General features: G+C 61.4%; 19 protein-coding genes. 14 read left to right on the top strand and 5 right to left on the bottom strand.

Features of this window, described 5'->3' with window-relative positions; all coding sequences use genetic code 11:
• Positions 1 to 85: 85 nt before the first annotated feature.
• From AC1DMK_RS07365 to AC1DMK_RS07355, 3 genes are all read left to right on the top strand, one after another.
• Positions 86 to 847, top strand: coding sequence for an electron transfer flavoprotein subunit beta/FixA family protein (locus AC1DMK_RS07365; RefSeq protein ID WP_037059303.1), 762 nt, complete (start codon positions 86 to 88; stop codon positions 845 to 847).
• Positions 848 to 871: 24 nt separating this feature from the next.
• The gene (locus AC1DMK_RS07360; RefSeq protein WP_477858005.1) at positions 872 to 1801 is read left to right on the top strand and encodes an electron transfer flavoprotein subunit alpha/FixB family protein; all 930 of its coding nucleotides are present in this window, start codon (positions 872 to 874) and stop codon (positions 1799 to 1801) included.
• A 149-nt stretch (positions 1802 to 1950) separates the two neighbouring features.
• Positions 1951 to 2832: a 3-hydroxybutyryl-CoA dehydrogenase gene (locus AC1DMK_RS07355; protein ID WP_037059298.1), complete on the top strand. Its 882-nt coding sequence runs from the start codon at positions 1951 to 1953 to the stop codon at positions 2830 to 2832.
• A gap of 122 nt (positions 2833 to 2954) precedes the next feature.
• On the opposite strand, the gene tlpA is transcribed toward AC1DMK_RS07355, so the two are convergent.
• Entirely contained in the window at positions 2955 to 3617 is a 663-nt protein-coding gene (gene tlpA, locus AC1DMK_RS07350; RefSeq protein WP_477858003.1) for a thiol:disulfide interchange protein TlpA, read from the bottom strand.
• Between the two features lie 41 nt (positions 3618 to 3658).
• Here tlpA and argH point away from each other — a divergent pair, with 41 nt between their 5' ends.
• The 6 genes from argH (at position 3659) to AC1DMK_RS07320 (ending at position 10511) form a co-directional block, all read left to right on the top strand.
• Positions 3659 to 5062 (top strand): argininosuccinate lyase, encoded by a 1404-nt coding sequence (argH, locus tag AC1DMK_RS07345; protein ID WP_037059485.1) that lies wholly within the window; start codon positions 3659 to 3661, stop codon positions 5060 to 5062.
• 134 nt (positions 5063 to 5196) lie between these two features.
• Positions 5197 to 5391 carry an LPS translocon maturation chaperone LptM gene (lptM, locus tag AC1DMK_RS07340; protein WP_037059295.1) on the top strand — a complete coding sequence of 65 codons (195 nt, stop codon included), beginning with the start codon at positions 5197 to 5199 and terminating at the stop codon, positions 5389 to 5391.
• Between the two features lie 12 nt (positions 5392 to 5403).
• On the top strand, positions 5404 to 6672 hold the full coding sequence (gene lysA / locus AC1DMK_RS07335; RefSeq protein WP_037059293.1) for a diaminopimelate decarboxylase: 1269 nt from the start codon (positions 5404 to 5406) through the stop codon (positions 6670 to 6672).
• 226 nt (positions 6673 to 6898) lie between these two features.
• Positions 6899 to 9490 carry a TIGR02302 family protein gene (locus AC1DMK_RS07330; RefSeq protein WP_477858143.1) on the top strand — a complete coding sequence of 864 codons (2592 nt, stop codon included), beginning with the start codon at positions 6899 to 6901 and terminating at the stop codon, positions 9488 to 9490.
• Positions 9491 to 9621: 131 nt separating this feature from the next.
• The gene (locus AC1DMK_RS07325) at positions 9622 to 9936 is read left to right on the top strand and encodes a hypothetical protein (RefSeq protein WP_477858000.1); all 315 of its coding nucleotides are present in this window, start codon (positions 9622 to 9624) and stop codon (positions 9934 to 9936) included.
• Between the two features lie 131 nt (positions 9937 to 10067).
• Positions 10068 to 10511, top strand: coding sequence for a hypothetical protein (locus AC1DMK_RS07320; protein WP_037059288.1), 444 nt, complete (start codon positions 10068 to 10070; stop codon positions 10509 to 10511).
• A 39-nt stretch (positions 10512 to 10550) separates the two neighbouring features.
• Here the strand turns inward: AC1DMK_RS07320 and AC1DMK_RS07315 are convergent, their stop codons facing one another.
• The 3 genes from AC1DMK_RS07315 to AC1DMK_RS07305 form a co-directional block, all read right to left on the bottom strand.
• Positions 10551 to 10910: a response regulator gene (locus AC1DMK_RS07315; protein ID WP_037059483.1), complete on the bottom strand. Its 360-nt coding sequence runs from the start codon at positions 10908 to 10910 to the stop codon at positions 10551 to 10553.
• Positions 10911 to 11028: 118 nt separating this feature from the next.
• Positions 11029 to 11571: a hypoxanthine phosphoribosyltransferase gene (gene hpt, locus AC1DMK_RS07310; RefSeq protein ID WP_477857998.1), complete on the bottom strand. Its 543-nt coding sequence runs from the start codon at positions 11569 to 11571 to the stop codon at positions 11029 to 11031.
• 63 nt (positions 11572 to 11634) lie between these two features.
• Entirely contained in the window at positions 11635 to 12288 is a 654-nt protein-coding gene (locus AC1DMK_RS07305; RefSeq protein ID WP_477857997.1) for a hypothetical protein, read from the bottom strand.
• A 206-nt stretch (positions 12289 to 12494) separates the two neighbouring features.
• On the opposite strand from AC1DMK_RS07305, the gene ftsE reads away from it, so the two are divergent.
• The 4 genes from ftsE to AC1DMK_RS07285 all read left to right on the top strand — a co-directional run bounded on the left by ftsE (position 12495) and on the right by AC1DMK_RS07285 (position 15818).
• Positions 12495 to 13154: a cell division ATP-binding protein FtsE gene (ftsE, locus tag AC1DMK_RS07300; RefSeq protein ID WP_037059285.1), complete on the top strand. Its 660-nt coding sequence runs from the start codon at positions 12495 to 12497 to the stop codon at positions 13152 to 13154.
• The gene (locus AC1DMK_RS07295) at positions 13147 to 14157 is read left to right on the top strand and encodes a cell division protein FtsX (protein WP_477857994.1); all 1011 of its coding nucleotides are present in this window, start codon (positions 13147 to 13149) and stop codon (positions 14155 to 14157) included. Before ftsE ends, AC1DMK_RS07295 begins: the two co-directional genes overlap by 8 nt.
• Positions 14158 to 14231: 74 nt before the next feature.
• Positions 14232 to 14942 carry a YdcF family protein gene (locus tag AC1DMK_RS07290; RefSeq protein WP_477857992.1) on the top strand — a complete coding sequence of 237 codons (711 nt, stop codon included), beginning with the start codon at positions 14232 to 14234 and terminating at the stop codon, positions 14940 to 14942.
• Positions 14943 to 15020: 78 nt separating this feature from the next.
• Positions 15021 to 15818, top strand: coding sequence for a lysophospholipid acyltransferase family protein (locus AC1DMK_RS07285; protein ID WP_477857990.1), 798 nt, complete (start codon positions 15021 to 15023; stop codon positions 15816 to 15818).
• A 3-nt stretch (positions 15819 to 15821) separates the two neighbouring features.
• On the opposite strand, the gene AC1DMK_RS07280 is transcribed toward AC1DMK_RS07285, so the two are convergent.
• Positions 15822 to 16352 (bottom strand): gamma-glutamylcyclotransferase, encoded by a 531-nt coding sequence (locus AC1DMK_RS07280; protein WP_037059279.1) that lies wholly within the window; start codon positions 16350 to 16352, stop codon positions 15822 to 15824.
• A 51-nt stretch (positions 16353 to 16403) separates the two neighbouring features.
• Between AC1DMK_RS07280 and AC1DMK_RS07275 the strand changes: the two genes are divergently transcribed.
• A complete protein-coding gene (locus AC1DMK_RS07275; RefSeq protein WP_477857989.1) occupies positions 16404 to 17405 on the top strand; it encodes a DUF2125 domain-containing protein in 1002 nt (333 codons plus the stop codon).
• Positions 17406 to 17407 lie beyond the last annotated feature (2 nt).

Below are 17407 nucleotides of genomic sequence, written 5' to 3'. Positions count from 1 at the left end.
AAACGCGTATCCATGTCGCCATTCGACAATCGGAGCGCCGCCGAAGCGCGCATTTTCTTGGCGAAAGAGTTGAAGGAAGGTCCCCATGAAAATTCTCGTCCCCGTCAAGCGGGTGGTTGACTACAACGTGAAGATCCGCGTGAAGCCGGATGGCACAGGCGTCGAACTCGCGAATGTAAAGATGTCGATGAACCCCTTCGACGAAATCTCCGTCGAGGAAGCACTTAGGCTGAAGGAAGCCGGCAAGGCCGACGAAGTGATCGTCGTGTCGATCGGCCCGGCCAAGGCCGAAGAAACGCTGCGCACGGCACTCGCCATGGGCGCCGACCGGGCAATCCTGGTCGAGACCGACGATCAGGTCGAGCCGCTTGCCGTTGCCAAGATCCTCAAGGGTATTGTCGACGCGGAAGCGCCGGGTCTTGTCATCACCGGCAAGCAGGCGATCGACGACGACTCGAACCAGACCGGCCAGATGCTCGCGGCCCTGATGGGCACCGCTCAGGCAACCTTTGCCTCAAAGATCGAGATCGAAATCCCTGGTCCTGGGGGCAAGGCAAAGGTGACCCGCGAAGTCGATGGCGGCCTGCAGACGATCGAAATCAAGTTGCCGGCTGTGGTGACCACCGACCTGCGCCTGAACGAGCCCCGCTATGCCTCGCTGCCGAACATCATGAAGGCGAAGAAGAAGCCGCTCGACAAGAAGAGCCCGGCCGACTTCGGCGTCTCCACCACGCCCCGCCTCAAGGTCCTGAAGACCGAGGAGCCGTCAGGCCGCAAGGCAGGCGTCAAGGTCAAGTCGGTCGCCGAGCTCGTCGAAAAGCTAAAGACCGAAGCCGGCGTCCTCTAAGGTTCGAGAAAGGGAGATTCTACCATGGCCATTCTTCTTCTGGCTGACCACGACAGCAACCACCTTTCCGACCAGACCGCCAAGACGCTGACGGCGGCCGCAAAGATCGGGGGCGACATACACGTCCTCGTCGCCGGCGCTGGCGCCAAGGCTGCGGCCGAGCAGGCCGCAAGGCTCTCGGGCGTTTCCAAGGTTCTTGTTGCCGAGGACGCAAGCCTTGCCAACAACCTCGCCGAACCACTGGCGGCCCTGATCGTCTCGCTGGCAGCCAGCTACGATACGATCATCTCGGCCGCCACCTCGACAGGCAAGAACGTGCTGCCGCGCGTCGCAGCCCTGCTCGACGTCGCCCAGGTCTCGGAGATAACAGAAGTCGTCTCATCCGACACCTTCAAGCGTCCGATCTATGCCGGCAACGCCATCCAGACGGTGCAGGCGACCGATGCCACGAAGGTCATCACCGTGCGCACGGCATCGTTCGCCGCGGCAGCGGAAGGCGGCTCCGCTTCGGTCGAAGCGATCTCGGCCGCTTCCGATCCCGGTCTGTCGACCTTCGTCGGGGATGCACTGTCGGCGTCCGACCGTCCGGAACTGACGTCGGCCAGGATCATCATCTCGGGTGGTCGTGCACTTGGTTCTGCCGAGAAGTTCAGGCAAGTCATCCTTCCCGTTGCCGACAAGCTGGGGGCCGCCGTCGGTGCCAGCCGCGCCGCCGTCGACGCCGGCTACGCGCCGAACGACTGGCAGGTCGGTCAGACAGGCAAGGTGGTCGCACCACAGCTCTACATCGCCTGCGGCATCTCGGGCGCCATCCAGCACCTCGCCGGCATGAAGGACTCCAAGGTCATCGTCGCCATCAACAAGGACGAGGAGGCCCCGATCTTCCAGGTCGCAGACTATGGTCTTGTCGCCGATCTGTTTGAGGCTCTGCCCGAGCTCGAGAAGGCGTTGTGATTGCGCAAATTCCCGTTCTTTCGCACTTGCGAGAGACTGGAAAATTATCCTTTTAGGGTCTACTACTGCTGCCGGGCAATCCTTTGCCCGGCAGTTTTGTTAGAAGAATGCGGCAGGCGCGGGGGCGAGTGCCGAGTGGGGATTTGGAGATGAGTGCGGTGTTGAAGACGATTGGCATTATCGGTGCGGGCCAGATGGGTTGCGGCATCGCGCAGGTTTCGGCGGGCGCGGGCTACAAGATCCAAATCTACGATCTGTCTCAGGATCGCATCGAGCACGGCCTCGCCACGATAAACGGCAATCTCGCCCGCCAGGTCACCAGCGGCAAGATGACCGACGAGGAGCGTTCCGCCACGCTTGCGCTGATTTCCGGCTCATCCGACGTCAACGATCTGGCCGCATCGGATCTCGTCATCGAAGCGGCGACCGAGGACGAAAGCGTCAAGCGGAAGATTTACAACCTTGTCTGTCCAGTCCTGAAGCCGGAAGCCATCCTGGCAACCAATACCTCTTCCCTCTCCATCACCCGTTTGGCATCGGCGACGGATCGTCCAGAGCGCTTCATGGGCATTCATTTCATGAACCCCGTGCCGGTGATGAAGCTGGTCGAGCTGGTGCGCGGCATAGCGACGGAAGAGAAGACCTTCTCGGCTGCCCGCGAATTCGTCGCCTCGCTGGAAAAGACCGTGACGGTCGCCGAGGACTTCCCGGCCTTCATCGTCAATCGCATCCTGCTGCCGATGATCAACGAGGCGATCTACACGCTCTACGAAGGCGTCGGCACGGTCGACGCGATCGACACCGCCATGAAACTCGGCGCCAACCACCCGATGGGCCCTTTGCAACTGGCCGATTTCATCGGCCTCGACACCTGCTTGTCGATCATGCAGGTGCTGCACGATGGCTTGGCGGATTCCAAGTACCGCCCCTGCCCGCTCCTCGTCAAATACGTCGAAGCCGGCTGGCTAGGGCGCAAGTCGGGCCGCGGCTTCTACGACTATCGCGGCGAAGTACCCGTTCCAACGCGCTGACGCGGGCCTGCCGGGCGGACGGAGCGATAAGCGACGGCCGAACCACCCGTCCCTCATCCGCCTGCCGGCACCTTGTCCGCGATGGGAGAAGAGATGTGGTGACCCGCTCGGCACCTGGAGCTCTACGACCCGATCGCCCCCTTGATCAGCGCCTTGGCCTCTTCGCTGTCCCATGCGGCGGGGCCGTTCATCGCCGAGATCAGGCAGCCCTTGCCGTCGATCAGCAGCGTAACCGGGAGGCCGAAGGCCAGGCCTTCCTTCTTCAGGCTGTTGAACACCTCGATCGTGTTGTCGCGATAAAGCTGCAGCGCATCGACCCCGGTTTCGGCAAGAAACGCCTTCGGCTTTTCGTCGTCGCCGGTGTCGATATTGACAGGCACGACCTGGAACCTCTCGCCGCCCATCTCCTTCTCCAGCGCGTTCAGCGCCGGCATCTCCTCGCGGCACGGCACGCACCACGTAGCCCAGAGATTGAAGAGCACCGTCTTGCCGGCGAAGTTGTCGAGCGTCATCGGCTTGCCGTCGGCATCCTTGAAGGTGACGGCAGACAGCCTGCGCGGCTCGCTCGCGGCAACCATCGCGGCAACCTGCCCCTTCAACAGCGGCGTAATTCTCGTGGCAACATCCTTCGTCGCCGCACATTCGGCCGATGCCGTTTCCGCTCCGCCATTGCCATACCCGGCTTCCTTCATGTAAACCGCTGCCGCACCGGCAACGATGCCTGCGACGGCCGCGATCCCGATGAGCTTGAGGGATGGCAGGCGCAAGGGCGTTCTCGTCGTCATTTCATTCTCCGCGACATGCGTTCTTCAAGGTAGGTACCTTCATGGCCGAAAGCACCACGGATACCAAATCTTCCAACCAGATGTGGGGCGGGCGTTTCGCGTCCGGTCCCGATGCGATCATGGAGGAGATAAATGCCTCGATCGGTTTCGACAAGAAGCTGTTTGCGCAGGACATCCGCGGTTCGATCGCCCACGCCACCATGCTTGCCCACCAAGCCATCATTTCTGCAGAGGATAAGGACAAGATCGTTCACGGGCTAAACACGATCCTGTCAGAGATCGAGAGCGGCAATTTCGAGTTCTCGCGCAAGCTCGAAGACATTCACATGAATGTCGAGGCACGACTTGCGACGTTGATCGGCCCGGCGGCCGGACGCCTGCACACGGCCCGCTCCCGCAACGACCAGGTCGCCCTCGACTTCCGCCTCTGGGTCAAGGAAGAGCTGCAGAAGACCGAGCAGCTACTGACGAACCTCATCGCCGCCTTCCTCGATCGCGCCGAAGAGCACGCCGAAACTGTCATGCCCGGCTTCACGCATCTGCAGACGGCGCAACCCGTTACATTCGGCCACCACTGCATGGCTTACGTCGAAATGTTCGGCCGCGACCGCTCGCGCGTGCGCCACGCCATCGAGCATCTCGACGAGAGCCCGATCGGTGCTGCCGCCCTTGCCGGCACCGGCTATCCGATCGACCGTCACATGACGGCAAAGGCGCTCGGCTTCCGTGAGCCGACCCGCAACTCCATCGACACCGTGTCCGACCGCGATTTCGCCATCGAATTCCTGTCGATCGCCGCGATCTCAGCCATGCATCTGTCGCGCCTTGCAGAAGAAATCGTCATCTGGTCGACGCCGCAGTTCGGCTTCGTGCGCCTGTCCGACGCTTTCTCCACGGGCTCGTCCATCATGCCTCAGAAGAAGAATCCCGATGCCGCCGAACTCGTCCGCGCCAAGACCGGCCGCATCAACGGTTCGCTGATCGCCCTGCTGACGATCATGAAGGGCCTGCCGCTCGCCTATTCCAAGGATATGCAGGAAGACAAGGAACAGGTCTTCGACGCCGCCGAGAGCCTTGAACTGGCGATATCAGCGATGACAGGCATGGTGCGCGACCTGACGATCAACACCGCTCGCATGAAGGCGGCTGCCGGCTCGGGCTATTCGACCGCGACCGACCTTGCCGACTGGCTGGTGCGCGAAGCCGGCCTGCCCTTCCGCGACGCGCACCATGTCACCGGCCGCGCAGTCGCCCTTGCCGAGAGCAGGAGCTGCGATCTCGCGGAGCTGCCGCTTGCCGATCTGCAGGCGATCAACGCGGCAATCACCGACAAGGTCTACGACGTTCTGACCGTCGAGGCTTCGGTGGCAAGCCGCAAGAGCTTCGGCGGCACCGCTCCGTCCGAGGTGCGCAGGCAGATCGCCTTCTGGCGCACCCGCAACTAAGCATTCCAGGTGAAGTGGATGCCGGGTCGCGCTTTCGCAAGGCGCGCCAGCAACTGAGCCCAACAATCAGGGTGCACAAGGTGGATAAACTTCGCTATGAAGATGTCCACCACTGCCGCTCCAAGAGGAATCCCATGCAGACCAGCTTGCCGCAGATCATCCGCCTGACGGTTGTTTTCGCCGTGATCGGCATTGCCGTTGCCGGATGTGGACGCAAAGGCGACCTCGATCCGCCGAGCGTGCAGGCAACCAAGGGTGGCGACTCGTCCAAGCCGACGAAACAGCCCGGCGCGGTCGACCGGCCCTTCATCCTCGATCCCCTTCTTTAGCAGGCCACGCCAGTGAACCATTTCGAGTATCGCGACGGCATCCTCTACGCCGAGAACGTCCCCGTTCCTGAAATCGCCAAGGCTGTGGGCACACCTTTCTATTGCTATTCGACGGCAACGCTCGAACGACACTACCGGGTCTTTTCCGACGCATTCTGCGATGTCGACTCCATGGTCTGCTACGCCATGAAGGCAAACTCCAATCAGGCCGTGCTGAAGACGCTCGGCAAGCTCGGCGCCGGCATCGACGTCGTGTCCGAAGGCGAGTTGCGCCGTGCGCTCGCCGCCGGCATTCCGGCAAGCCGCATCATGTTCTCCGGCGTCGGCAAGACGCCGCGCGAGATGGACTTTGCGTTGGAAGCCGGCATCTACTGCTTCAACGTCGAATCCGAGCCCGAACTCGAGATCCTCAATCAGCGTGCCGTCAAGGCTGGCAAGAAGGCACCCGTTTCCTTCCGCATCAATCCCGACGTCGATGCCAAGACGCATGCAAAGATTTCGACCGGCAAGAAGGAAAACAAGTTCGGCATTTCCTGGGAACGCGCCCGTTCCGTCTATGCCCGCGCAGCGACCCTTCCTGCCATCGAAGTGACCGGCATCGACATGCATATCGGCAGCCAGATCACGGAGCTGCAGCCTTTCGACGAAGCCTTCAAACTGCTGCGCGAGCTCGTCAGCACGCTTCGCGCCGATGGCCACGACATCCATCATGTCGACATCGGCGGCGGCCTCGGCATCCCCTACAAGGAAGACAACAACCCGCCGCCGCTACCCGACGCCTACGCAGCGATCGTCAAGAACCAGCTGCGCGAACTGAACTGCAAGATCGTCATGGAGCCCGGCCGCCTCATCGTCGGCAATGCGGGCATCCTGGTAACCGAAGTGCTCTACGTGAAGGACGGCGGCGAGAAGACCTTCGTGATCGTCGACGGCGCCATGAACGATCTCATTCGCCCGACGCTCTACGAAGCCTATCACGAGATCCGCCCCGTCGTGATCTCTGCAGCCAACGCGCCGCGTATCAAGGCCGATATCGTCGGCCCGGTCTGCGAGACCGGCGACTACCTGGCACTCGACCGCGAAATGGCAATGCCGAAGCCTGGCGACCTGTTTGCCGTCAGCTCCGCCGGCGCCTACGGCGCGGTCCAGGCCGGCACCTACAACAGCCGTCTCCTGGTGCCGGAAGTTCTCGTCAAGGGCAGCGATTTCCACGTGATTCGACCGCGCGGCGGCTACGAGGAGCTGATCGCTCTCGACTCGGTTCCGGCCTGGCTGGACTGACAGCCGCCCGACACGATCATCACTTTTTGGCGAATGGGCGTGAAAAACCGGCATAGCAGCCGCCTTGCCCTCGCCTTCGCCACAAAGAATGTTATCTTTTCCCGAGAGCGAATTGCCCAGCAATCGCCGGAAGCGCCCTCTGCCCCGTAAATGCCAGATCGCGGAGACCGGATTGAAGAAGAGCTCCAGCAGGGAGAAGAATGGTGCGTTTGCCCTGAGGCCGCCCTTGGCGCGGCTGGTTGCGGCGAAGCGCTTTCTTGCGCGCCTCGTCCTGCTGTCGGAGCAGTTGCTGCCGCTGCTTCTGCCGATCCTGTCGCTGGTCGCACTGTACCTCGCAACGTCCTGGTTCGGTGTCTTCCGCATGGCACCCGATTGGGTCCGCACAACGCTGCTCAGCCTCTTCGGCGTCGGGTTTCTCGCGACGCTTGGCTCCTTGCGAAAGCTGCAATGGCCGAGCACAGCCTCGGCCGACCGTCTTCTGGAAGAACGCAACGGCCTGCCACACCAGCCGGTCACCGTCCAGGAGGACGAGCCGGCGTTCGATACGCCCTTCGCCCAGGCCCTCTGGCGGGAACACCAGACGCGCATGGCAGAAAAGATTGCCACGCTCGACACGGGATTTCCGCAACCCGACATCGCAGCCCATGACCGCTTTGCCCTGCGCGCCGTTCCCGCTTTGCTGATGGCGATTGCCTTCGGTTATTCGCTGTCGACCAATGGCGGTTCGATTGCCGATGCCCTGCAGTCGCGGCCGGAGCCGCAGGCAAGCGATCCCGCCGTTCGCATCGACGCCTGGGTGACGCCGCCAGCCTATACCGGCCGTGCGCCGGTCTATTTGACGGCGACCGGGACGGAGCAGGCACCGATCCGAATTCCGCAGATGTCGAACCTCACGGTTCGTGTCAGCGGAAGCAAAGTCGACGAAAATGTTACATTCAAGACGCAAGACGGCCAGACGCTGGAGATCGCCGCTGCGCAGGATGCCAAGACGCAACCCGCGCCAACCGCGCAACAGCCCGGCGCAGCGTTTCCTCCCGCCTCCAGTACCCACCTCATGAAGCTTGAAAAAAACGGTGCACTGCTGGTAAACGGCCGGACCTGGACCTTTGACGTCATTCCCGACAAGGCGCCGGAGATCGCCTTCAATGGACTGCCCAAGCCAACCGTCAACGGCGCCTTGGAGATCGGCTTTGCGATTAAGGATGACTACGGCGTGCAGGACGCCTATGCACAGATCGTTCCCGTGGAAACCGATCCGGCGGCGACGCCGCTCTACCCGCTTCCTGAGTATCGGCTCGACGTCCCGCGCCGCAACGCACGCGACGCCAAGGGGCTGACCAGCAAGAACCTGACCGAACACCCGCTCGCCGGCAAGCGGGTTCGCATCACGCTCGTCGCCAAGGATGCCGCCGGCCAGACGGGTCGCAGCCCGCCGCATGAGATGACGTTGCCGGCGCGTCCGTTCAGCGAGCCGCTTGCGGCTGCCGTTGCGGAGGAGCGTCAGGTTTTCGCGCTCGATACGCGCAGGATGCCGGAGGCAATTGCACTCAATGAGGCATTGACGATCCGCCCGGAAGAGACGATCCCGAAGCTGACCAACTACCTGCTGCTGCAATCCGCCCTGACGCGGATGAAGCTGGCAAAAGGCGAGGAGGCCCTGAAGGACACCGCGGACTACCTTTGGGATATCGCCGTCGGGATGGAGGATGGAGACCTTTCTCAGGCCGAGCGCAACCTGCGCAACGCCCAGCAGAACCTGGCCGACGCCCTGCAGCGCAACGCGCCCGATGCGGAAGTCAAGAAGCTCATGGACGAACTGCGCAAGGCGATGCAGGACTACATGAAGGAGCTCGCCCAGCGCATGCGCAATGCGCCGATGCAACCCAACCAGAATGCCCAGAACGTCCTTCGCCAGCAGGATCTGGAGCGGATGCTGGACCAGATCGAGAATCTCGCGCGCTCCGGCAATCGCGACGCCGCTCAGCAGATGCTGTCCGAATTGCAAAGGATGATGAACAACCTGCAGGCGGGCAGACCCCAGCAAGGGCAGCAAGGCAAAGACAACAGCCAGATGCGCCAGCAGATGGACAAGCTCGGCCAGATCCTGCGCGACCAGCAGAAGCTGATGGAAGAGACCTTCAAGCTGGATCAGCAGCTGAAGGATCGCATGCAGCGCGGTGACCCCAATATGGGAATGAACGATCCGCTGCTGGACGACATGCCGATGGATAACGATGGCATGCCGCAGGATCAGCAGCAGGGCCAGCAAGACCAGAACAATCCGCAGGGCCAGTCGCCCTCCGACCAGATGACGGCGGACCAGCTGCGCGAAGCGCTGAAGCAATTGCGTTCGCGCCAGGACGAGCTCGGCAAGCAGCTCGGCGAGCTGCAGAAGGGCCTCGGCGATATGGGCATGAAGCCTGGTCCGGGCTTCGGCCAAGCGCAGCGTGAGATGGACGGTGCCGGACGCGACCTCGGCCAGGGCCGCGGCGAACCGGCAATCCAGGGCCAGGGACGCGCCCTGGAGGCGCTTCGCCAGGGCGCTCGCGACATGATGAACCAGATGATGCAGGCGCAGCAAGGTCAGGGACAGGGGCCGCAAGGCCAGGTCGGGCAAGGCAACCAGAACGGTCGCGATCCTCTCGGCCGCCCCCGCCGTGCCGACGGACCGGACTTCGGCGATCAGGTAAAGGTGCCTGATGAGATCGACGTCCAGCGGGCTCGCGAAATTCTGGATGCAATCCGTGAGAAGTTGGGCAACAATCCGCCGCAGGAGATGGAGCGGCGCTACCTTGAACGCCTGCTTGATGTCCAGTAATGCAGCAGGTCGTCCGAAATGCTGCGAGCGCGGTCACAAATGCGTGAGAATCGCCAGCCTCTCCTGCGCGGCGCCTATCTCTCCGTTGAAACTGAGGTTTTGCGCCGCTCGACAGAGTAAAGGGTATTCCCATGATAACGCAATGGAAGCTGATTGCAGGCGTTGCCCTCGGACTTGGAACAGTCGTGGGCACCGCCAGTGCAATGGACATCACCGGCTTTGGAACGACTCATAGCGGCGGCAAGGCCGTTGCCGCGGAAAACTACAGGTCAACCTCGCGCCAAGTCCAACCGTTCAGCAACGAAACGACAGGCAGCATCTCCAACGGCGCGCCGCAGCGAATGCAGCCAACGGATTGCCCGGCGCCACCCAAGCCAGGCAGCCTGCAAACACAAGGCGGAAATAGTGGCGCGAGCGAGCGCATGGCATGCCCGGACTATAGATAGGTTTCATCAACGCCATCGCCTCCTGCCCGGGAAGCGATGGCGTTCAGTCAAATTTCCTCACACAAACACTATTCCTGCATGCCCGAAGCTTCGTAGTGTCGCTGGAGCAGGCGACTAACGATAGCGATTCGATGGCAATTCTTTTCAAGACGGTAATCGGTGAAAATACGGCATTCGAGATGATCGAGAATGCGCTGTCCAGCACCAACGACTACGACGGCTATCTGAACGTCGTGGCCGACGAAGGTGAGCAGACGCTCTCCTGGGCGCCGGACATGCATGCCGAACAGTTTCAGGCGGAAGTCACCGAAATCCTGCGCTCGACCTGGGACATTTGCCGCTTCTGGATCATCTACGAAAGGCGTGACGACCGGCAGGACGCCGAAGCGAATGTGATCCGCAACGCGGCGTTCAAACTCACGCGCGGCTATGCCGGCGTCATCGTGATCACCCTCAGCCTGCTGCACAAGCGCGGCGAGACGCCCGATATCGAGCTGATCTTCGTCTGCTTCCAGCAGGACTTCCAGCGGCGGAATTTTCGGGTGCGCTATGAGGGGAAATTCATCCCCCACTAGCCAGGGGAGACCTGCCCGGCAGATCTCGCGAGGTCCGCCTTAGGCTGCCAGGGCTCGTGCCACCGCCTTGCGGATATCAGGCAGCGCAAAGGGCTTGGAGACAACGTCCACGATCTTTTCCGCCAGATCGTCAGCGCGCTCGCGTTGCTCCGCATAGCCGGTCATCAGTAGGATCTTCAGCGCCGGAAATGCTGATTTTGCCTGATGGGCGAGTTCGATGCCGTCCATGACAGGCATGCGGATATCGGAAAGTAGAAGATCGTAGGCGCCATCCCTCAGCTTCTCCAGTCCTTCTGCACCGTCAGCTGCTTCTTCGGTCTCATGACCGTCAAGACGCAAAGCGCGGGCTACGAAAGAGCGCAGGGAATCCTCGTCTTCCGTAATCAGAATTCTTGCCATGGTATGCATTGCTCCGTTTCATGCCCTGCAACGGAAATCACACGACTTTCCTTTGCGATCGGTAAACGGCCAAAAGCGATGGACGGGATGGTTAACAACCCGTCTTGTCCCGGCACAGTCAGGCGTCGCCGGTAACGACGCCGACGAAGGGCAGTTCGCGAAAGGCATAAGCGACGTCCATGCCATAGCCGACGACGAAATAGTCGGGGCATTCGAAACCGACATAGTCGGCTTCGAGCTTTTCCTTGCGCTTGACGCGCTTGTCGAGCAGCACGGCGATGGTGACATTGCGGGCACCGCGCTCGTAAAGCAGTTCCTTGGCAAACAACAGCGTGCGACCGGACTCAAGAATATCGTCGATCAGCAGGACATCGCGATCCTTCACGTCGCTGTCGATGTCCTTGACGATACGAACGCCTTGCGAAACCGTGCCCGTCCCGTAGCTCGACAGCGTGATGAACTCGACCTCAGGGGCAAGACCGCTGTCGTGCAGGGCGCGGATCAGGTCGGCCGCGAAAATGAAGGACCCCTTGAGGATCGCGATGACCAGGAGATCGTTGGTGGGTCCCTGCGCGATCTGCTTGGCAATAGCGTGATTGCGCTCGGCAATCTGCTCGGCAGTGAAGAGAGGCTCGATGTTCTTTCCGCGCACGACGGGCATTAACGCTTGCTCCATGGAAAACAAGCACAAGCCGTTACCACAAACGACGCCGCGAAACACCCCTCAGGGCAGGAAGGACAGCCGGACTTCCGGCATTTTTCCACCGGCATACTGCACTCTCGTCGAAAAACCTCGGCTTTGACCACCATAGATCACATCCACCGACGGATTGATGATGACGCTCGCGGTCAACTGTTCATCGACAAAGAGATCTGCGCGAACGGGGCGAACGAGCTGCGTCGTGCCGCTGATATTGTCGATGATGCCGTTGATCAGCAACACACGCATGCCATTGGCATCGCGTGGCGTGGCCGTAACGTGGGTGAAATGAAGCGGCGAGCTGCCATCGACGGCATCAGGCTTCGCCAAGCCGGAAAAGCCTCCCGAGAGACCGAAGGCCAGAACGCAAAGTGCAAATACCAGCGCCGCAAAACCCTTGGTTGACGCCTGCTGCAACCAGGCCTCGCCGACGCGCGCAAGCGACGACGCAAGCCTGAAAAAAGGTGACGGTCTCGGCTCTGTCGCCGAGCTATGCTTGCGATTGTCGTTGAAGCCGCGGCTGCGGGGTTCGTGTGGGCGACCGCTGCCGATCACCACGAATTCGGCGTCCGCAATATCGACGGCGCGGCTCTGGAAAGCCTCCCGTTTGGCAGGCTCGGGTGGCAGAAAGTCGTAGGCCCGGCCGGGTGCCCGGCGTCTGAACGAGGAGGAGGTCATGATGACTGCCTTTCCGGTGTCCACATGGCTTCAGGCCGAATGAAATATCCGGCATTGAAACGAATCCGGCTCAGTCGTAAATTTTAATGGTTAATGCTTCGCAAAGATCGCCTTCAAACGGGCGCCTTTCCGGCGAAATTTACCACTTGTTAACGGAGTTGGTTAACAAGTCCTACGGTCAAACAAACAAAAGACTGAGCTGCCCGTTGATCCACTTCGAGAATGTCGGTTTGCGCTATGGTATGGGACCGGAAATTCTCCGGGACCTGACCTTCGACATCCCGAAGAAATCCTTCCAGTTCCTGACCGGACCCTCGGGCGCCGGCAAGACGACGCTGCTTAGGCTTCTCTTCCTGTCGCTGCAGCCGACCCGCGGCCTGATCCGCATGTTCGGCCGTGATATTTCGGATATTCCGCGCCAGGAACTGCCGCTGATGCGCCGGCGCGTCGGCATCATCTTCCAGGAGTTCCGCCTTCTCGACCATCTGACGACCTATGAGAATGTGGCGCTGCCCCTGCGGGTGCGCGGCAAGGACGAGAGTTCCTACAAAACAGATGTGCTGGAGCTCTTAAAATGGGTCGGGCTTGGCGAACGCATCAATGTTCTGCCGCCCGTGCTGTCGGGCGGCGAGAAGCAGCGCGCGGCAATCGCACGCGCGCTCATTGATCGGCCGGAAATCCTGCTTGCCGACGAGCCGACCGCCAATGTCGACCCGCCGATGGCCCGTCGATTGCTGAACCTGTTTCTCGAACTGAACCGTCTCGGCACTGCCGTCGTCATCGCCACCCACGACCTGACGCTGATGGACCAGGTGGAAGCCCGCCGCATGATTCTCTCGGAGGGGCATCTCGATATCCATGACTGAGCCCGTGCCCCGCCCAACAAAGCAGCCACCCGCAAAGAGCCAGAAACGGCCCGAGATGAAGGTGCGTCCGACGGCGCCGATCCTTCCATCCGCGAACATACAGGGCAATGCGCTGATGGTGGTGATCGCCATCATGGCTTTTCTCGCCTGCCTGACACTGGGCGGCGTCAGCATGGTGCGCTCGACGGCGGCAAGCTGGGAAGGCCAGATTTCCCGCGAGATCACCATCCAGATCAAGCCCGATGACGGGCTCGATATGGAAAAGGCCCTGACCCAGGCCCGCGATATCGCACTCACCTTCGTCGGCACGAAGAGCGGCCAGATCGTCGATGAGGCAGCGACAGCACGTCTGCTCGAGCCCTGGCTCGGCGCTGGCCTGGACATCAAGGAACTCCMCGTTCCCCGCCTCGTCATCATCACGATCGATGAGAGCAACCCGCCCGATTTCGAGGCGATGCGTTCGCTCCTGAAGGAGAGTATACCCCAATCCTCCCTTGACGATCACCGCAACTGGGTCGACCGCCTGGTCTCGATGGCGCATACCACAGTGATGATCGGCACGGGCGTGCTGCTGCTCGTCTTTTCGGCGATGGTGCTGACGGTGGTCTTTGCAACGCGTGGCGCGCTGTCCGGCAATCGCCACATCGTCGAGGTCCTGCATTTCGTCGGCGCTGAAAGCTCGTTCGTCGCCAACGAGTTCCAGAAGCACTTCCTGAAGATCAGCCTCAAGGGATCGGCAGTCGGCAGTGCTCTGGCTGCCTTGTTCTTCCTCAGTGCGGGGTTCCTGCAGAGCCACACGCTGGCCACCCCGCAGACCGATCAGGCAACAGCGCTTTTCGGCACTTTCTCGGTCGGAGCTCTCGGCTATGCCGGTATCTTCGCGACGATGATCGTCATTGCGCTGCTGACGACCCTGACAGCCCGTCTGACCGTCATGCGGACAATCTACGAGATCGATACGCTGCGCTCGGATCCCACCCGCGCCGATGGCCTTGTCAATTGAGCGTGCGATGCTCTTTTTGCCACGAAAGCGTCTGTTCTCGGCCTTAATCTGCGTATATTTTTCGATTCATGAGCATGGGCCACATGTCGCGCAACCCGATTCGTCCCAAGACGGAGCCTAGCCGCTCCGAAAGCGAACCCGTGCGCCGCAGTCTGCTGCGACGTATGCTGCGCTGGGGTGGTTTCGCATTCGTGATGGCTGCAGCACTCGTCTTCGGCGGCTTCCTGCGCTTTGCCGACTCGGTGACAACCCTGAGGCCGCCACCGGAGCCTCGCGCCGACGCAATCGTCGTGCTGACCGGAGGCTACCAGCGCATCGATCAGGCAGTGGAACTGCTTCAAAAGGGCGCCGGCAAACGCCTGTTGATATCAGGCGTCCATCCAACGACGACACGCGCCCAAATCCGCAGGATGACCCAGGCTGCGCCGGAACTCTTTTCCTGTTGCGTCGACATCGGTTATGACGCGCTCGATACGATCGGCAATGCCGAGGAGGCCAGCAACTGGATCCACGCGAAGGGCTACAAGAGCGTTCTCGTCGTCACCAACAACTACCATATGCCGCGCAGCCTTTCGGAACTCGCCTATGTGGACCCCGAAACGCAGTTCATTCCCTACCCGGTCGTCAATACCGATCTGAAGAACAGCAACTGGTTCACGGATCCGAATGCGATGCGGGTCATGCTCGCTGAGTATGCCAAGGTTCTTCTGGCCGGTGCCCGCAATTTGACCGGGCTCGGCCGCCATCCGGGCTTGCGCTCGGCAAGTGCTGCCGGACAAAGCTGATCAGAGCTTTTTATGGCCGTCAATATCGTGTAGGAGGGCACAACCGCCTTCACGCGGACACCGGCCTTGGGAAAGTTCATGATCGCCCTGCGTTCCGTCCTCTTCAACACGATCTTCTACGCCAATCTGATCATCCGGATGATCGTGCTTTCGCCCTATTACTTTCTGGCTCCCCGCAAGACCGCCTACCAGGTTCCCAAGAACTGGGCGCTGTCCAACCACTGGCTGATGGAAAAGATCGTCGGCACGACCTTCGAGATCGAAGGGATGGAGAACCTGCCTGACGGCGGCTACATCCTGGCGCCGAAGCACCAGTCGTTCTGGGACACCTACGCGCTGCTGCCATGGCTGAGGGATCCGGTCTACATTCTCAAGCGCGAACTGATGTGGATCCCGCTCTTCGGCTGGTACGCCAAGAAGCAGCGCATGATCCCGATCAACCGCGGCGCCCGCGGCAAGGTCATGGTCGAGGCACTGAAGCGGACCAGGCAAGAGCTTGCAACCGGCCGCCAGCTGATCATCTACCCCGAGGGCACGCGTCGTCCCCCGGGCGCCGAGCCGGCCTACAAATACGGTATCGCCCGGATGTACCGCGACCTGAAGCTGCCGGTCGTGCCAGTCGCCATGCATCCGGGCCTCTTCTGGCCCCGCCGCAGCACCATGCGCTATCCCGGCCATTTCAAGGTCAGGATTTTGCCGGCGATCCAGCCGGGCATGGACCCGGACGCCTTTTTCGCCCACTTGATCGAGGTGATGGAGCGCGCGAGCGATGAACTGCTGATCGATACGGCCGAACGCAATCCCGACCTGCCGCTGCCGCCGGCCGTCGTTCATCGGCTGGCCGAACTCAGAGGCGCGAAAGCGGCCACGGCCTGACCTTCAGTCCGCCCGCAACCGCTCGACTTCGTCCACCACCTGCTCCAGCCAATGGTCTCGAATGCCCATCTCCTTGAGATGCGCCAGCGTATTGAAGACGTAGGCGTCGTTGGGGCCGGATTGACCCTGCGCTTCGTGGACGATGCGGGCGGCGGCACTCGTATCGAGCGCCCCGGCATACTGCGTGTGACTGCGATCGACGACGTATGCGACGCCTTGCACGCTTCTGCCGCCTCCAAGCTGAAGCGGTAGGTTGCGTTCGAGATAGACGTTGGTCACCAGTTCGCGCGCGCGCAGATAATCGATCACCTCGGCCCATAGTTCGGACGCAATGCGAAACGCCATGCCTCGGCACGAGCCGCCGCGGTCAAGACCCAGCACGAGGCCGGGATTTTTTTGGGTGCCTCTGTGCACCCAGGAGCGCACGCAAAGCGAACGGCGATACCCATAAATGAGAGCTTGAGATCGCTCCACAAACTCGAAGCCCGGATTCCACATCAGCGATCCGTAGCCAAACACCCAAAATTCGTCCATATCGCACGCCAGACCGAGATTCCCATTTGCGAACCACCATTGGAGAACATCATGGCAGCGTCAAGCCAATCCCGCAGCGGCAGGAGATTCTGGTTGCTCGGTGGCGGCATCGTTTTGGTGATCGCGCTTTATACCGGCGGCTGGTTCTATGCCGCGTCCGAACTAAAGAACACGGTGCTGAAGGCGATCGCCCCAGGCAATACGGCCGGCGTCACCGGCGAGTGCGCCAATATCGACTTTCGCGGCTATCCCTTCCGGATCGGCCTCTTCTGCTCGAAGGTCGATGTCGATGACAACGTCAACGGCGTTTCGGCAACGTTCGGCGAGCTTCGCTCCGCCGCGCAGGTCTATGCCCCCGGCCACATTGTCTGGGAGCTGGATTCTCCGGCGGAAATCCGTACGGCACACGGATTGTCTATCAACGCCGAGTGGGCAAACCTGCAGTCCAGCCTGGTCACCAAATTCAAGGGCGTCGACCGCTCCTCGACCGTCATCGACGGGCTGAAGGCGACCGCGATCTCTTCGGCCACCGGGCAGACGATCAATTTCGACGCAACTCACGCTGAAATCCATCTCCGCCAGAATGGCCCCGATCTCGACGGCGCCATTTCGGTCATGGGCTCCAACACCGTTATCAAGGATTGGCCGCAGGTCTTGCCAAAGCTCACGGCGACCGCCGACCTCACCCTTGCCGGAAAGGCGGGCATGATCGACGGCCGCGACAGCCACGGCCTTTACGGGGCAAGCGGCGAGCTGCGCAAGGCAGTCGCCGATATTGGCGACGGCAAGGTCATGACGCTGAGCGGCCCTTTCTCCTTCGACGAGGAAGGCTATCTCTCGGGCCAGTTCAAGCTTCAGATCGAAAACCTCGGGCCCTGGCGCGACAGCATCAAGCAGACCTTTCCCGAGGTGGCCAAGACCGTGGACACGGCAGCAAAACTGCTGAAAGCGCTGGCCGGCGGTGGCGACAAGGTCTCGGTCGATCTCGTCGTCCAACGCGGCAATGCAACCGTGAGCGGCTTCATTCCACTCGGTTCGATACCCCCGATCTGAGG

Source organism: Rhizobium sp. 05L419, from assembly GCF_056397845.1.
This window is presented reverse-complemented; position numbering and strand designations above follow the sequence as displayed.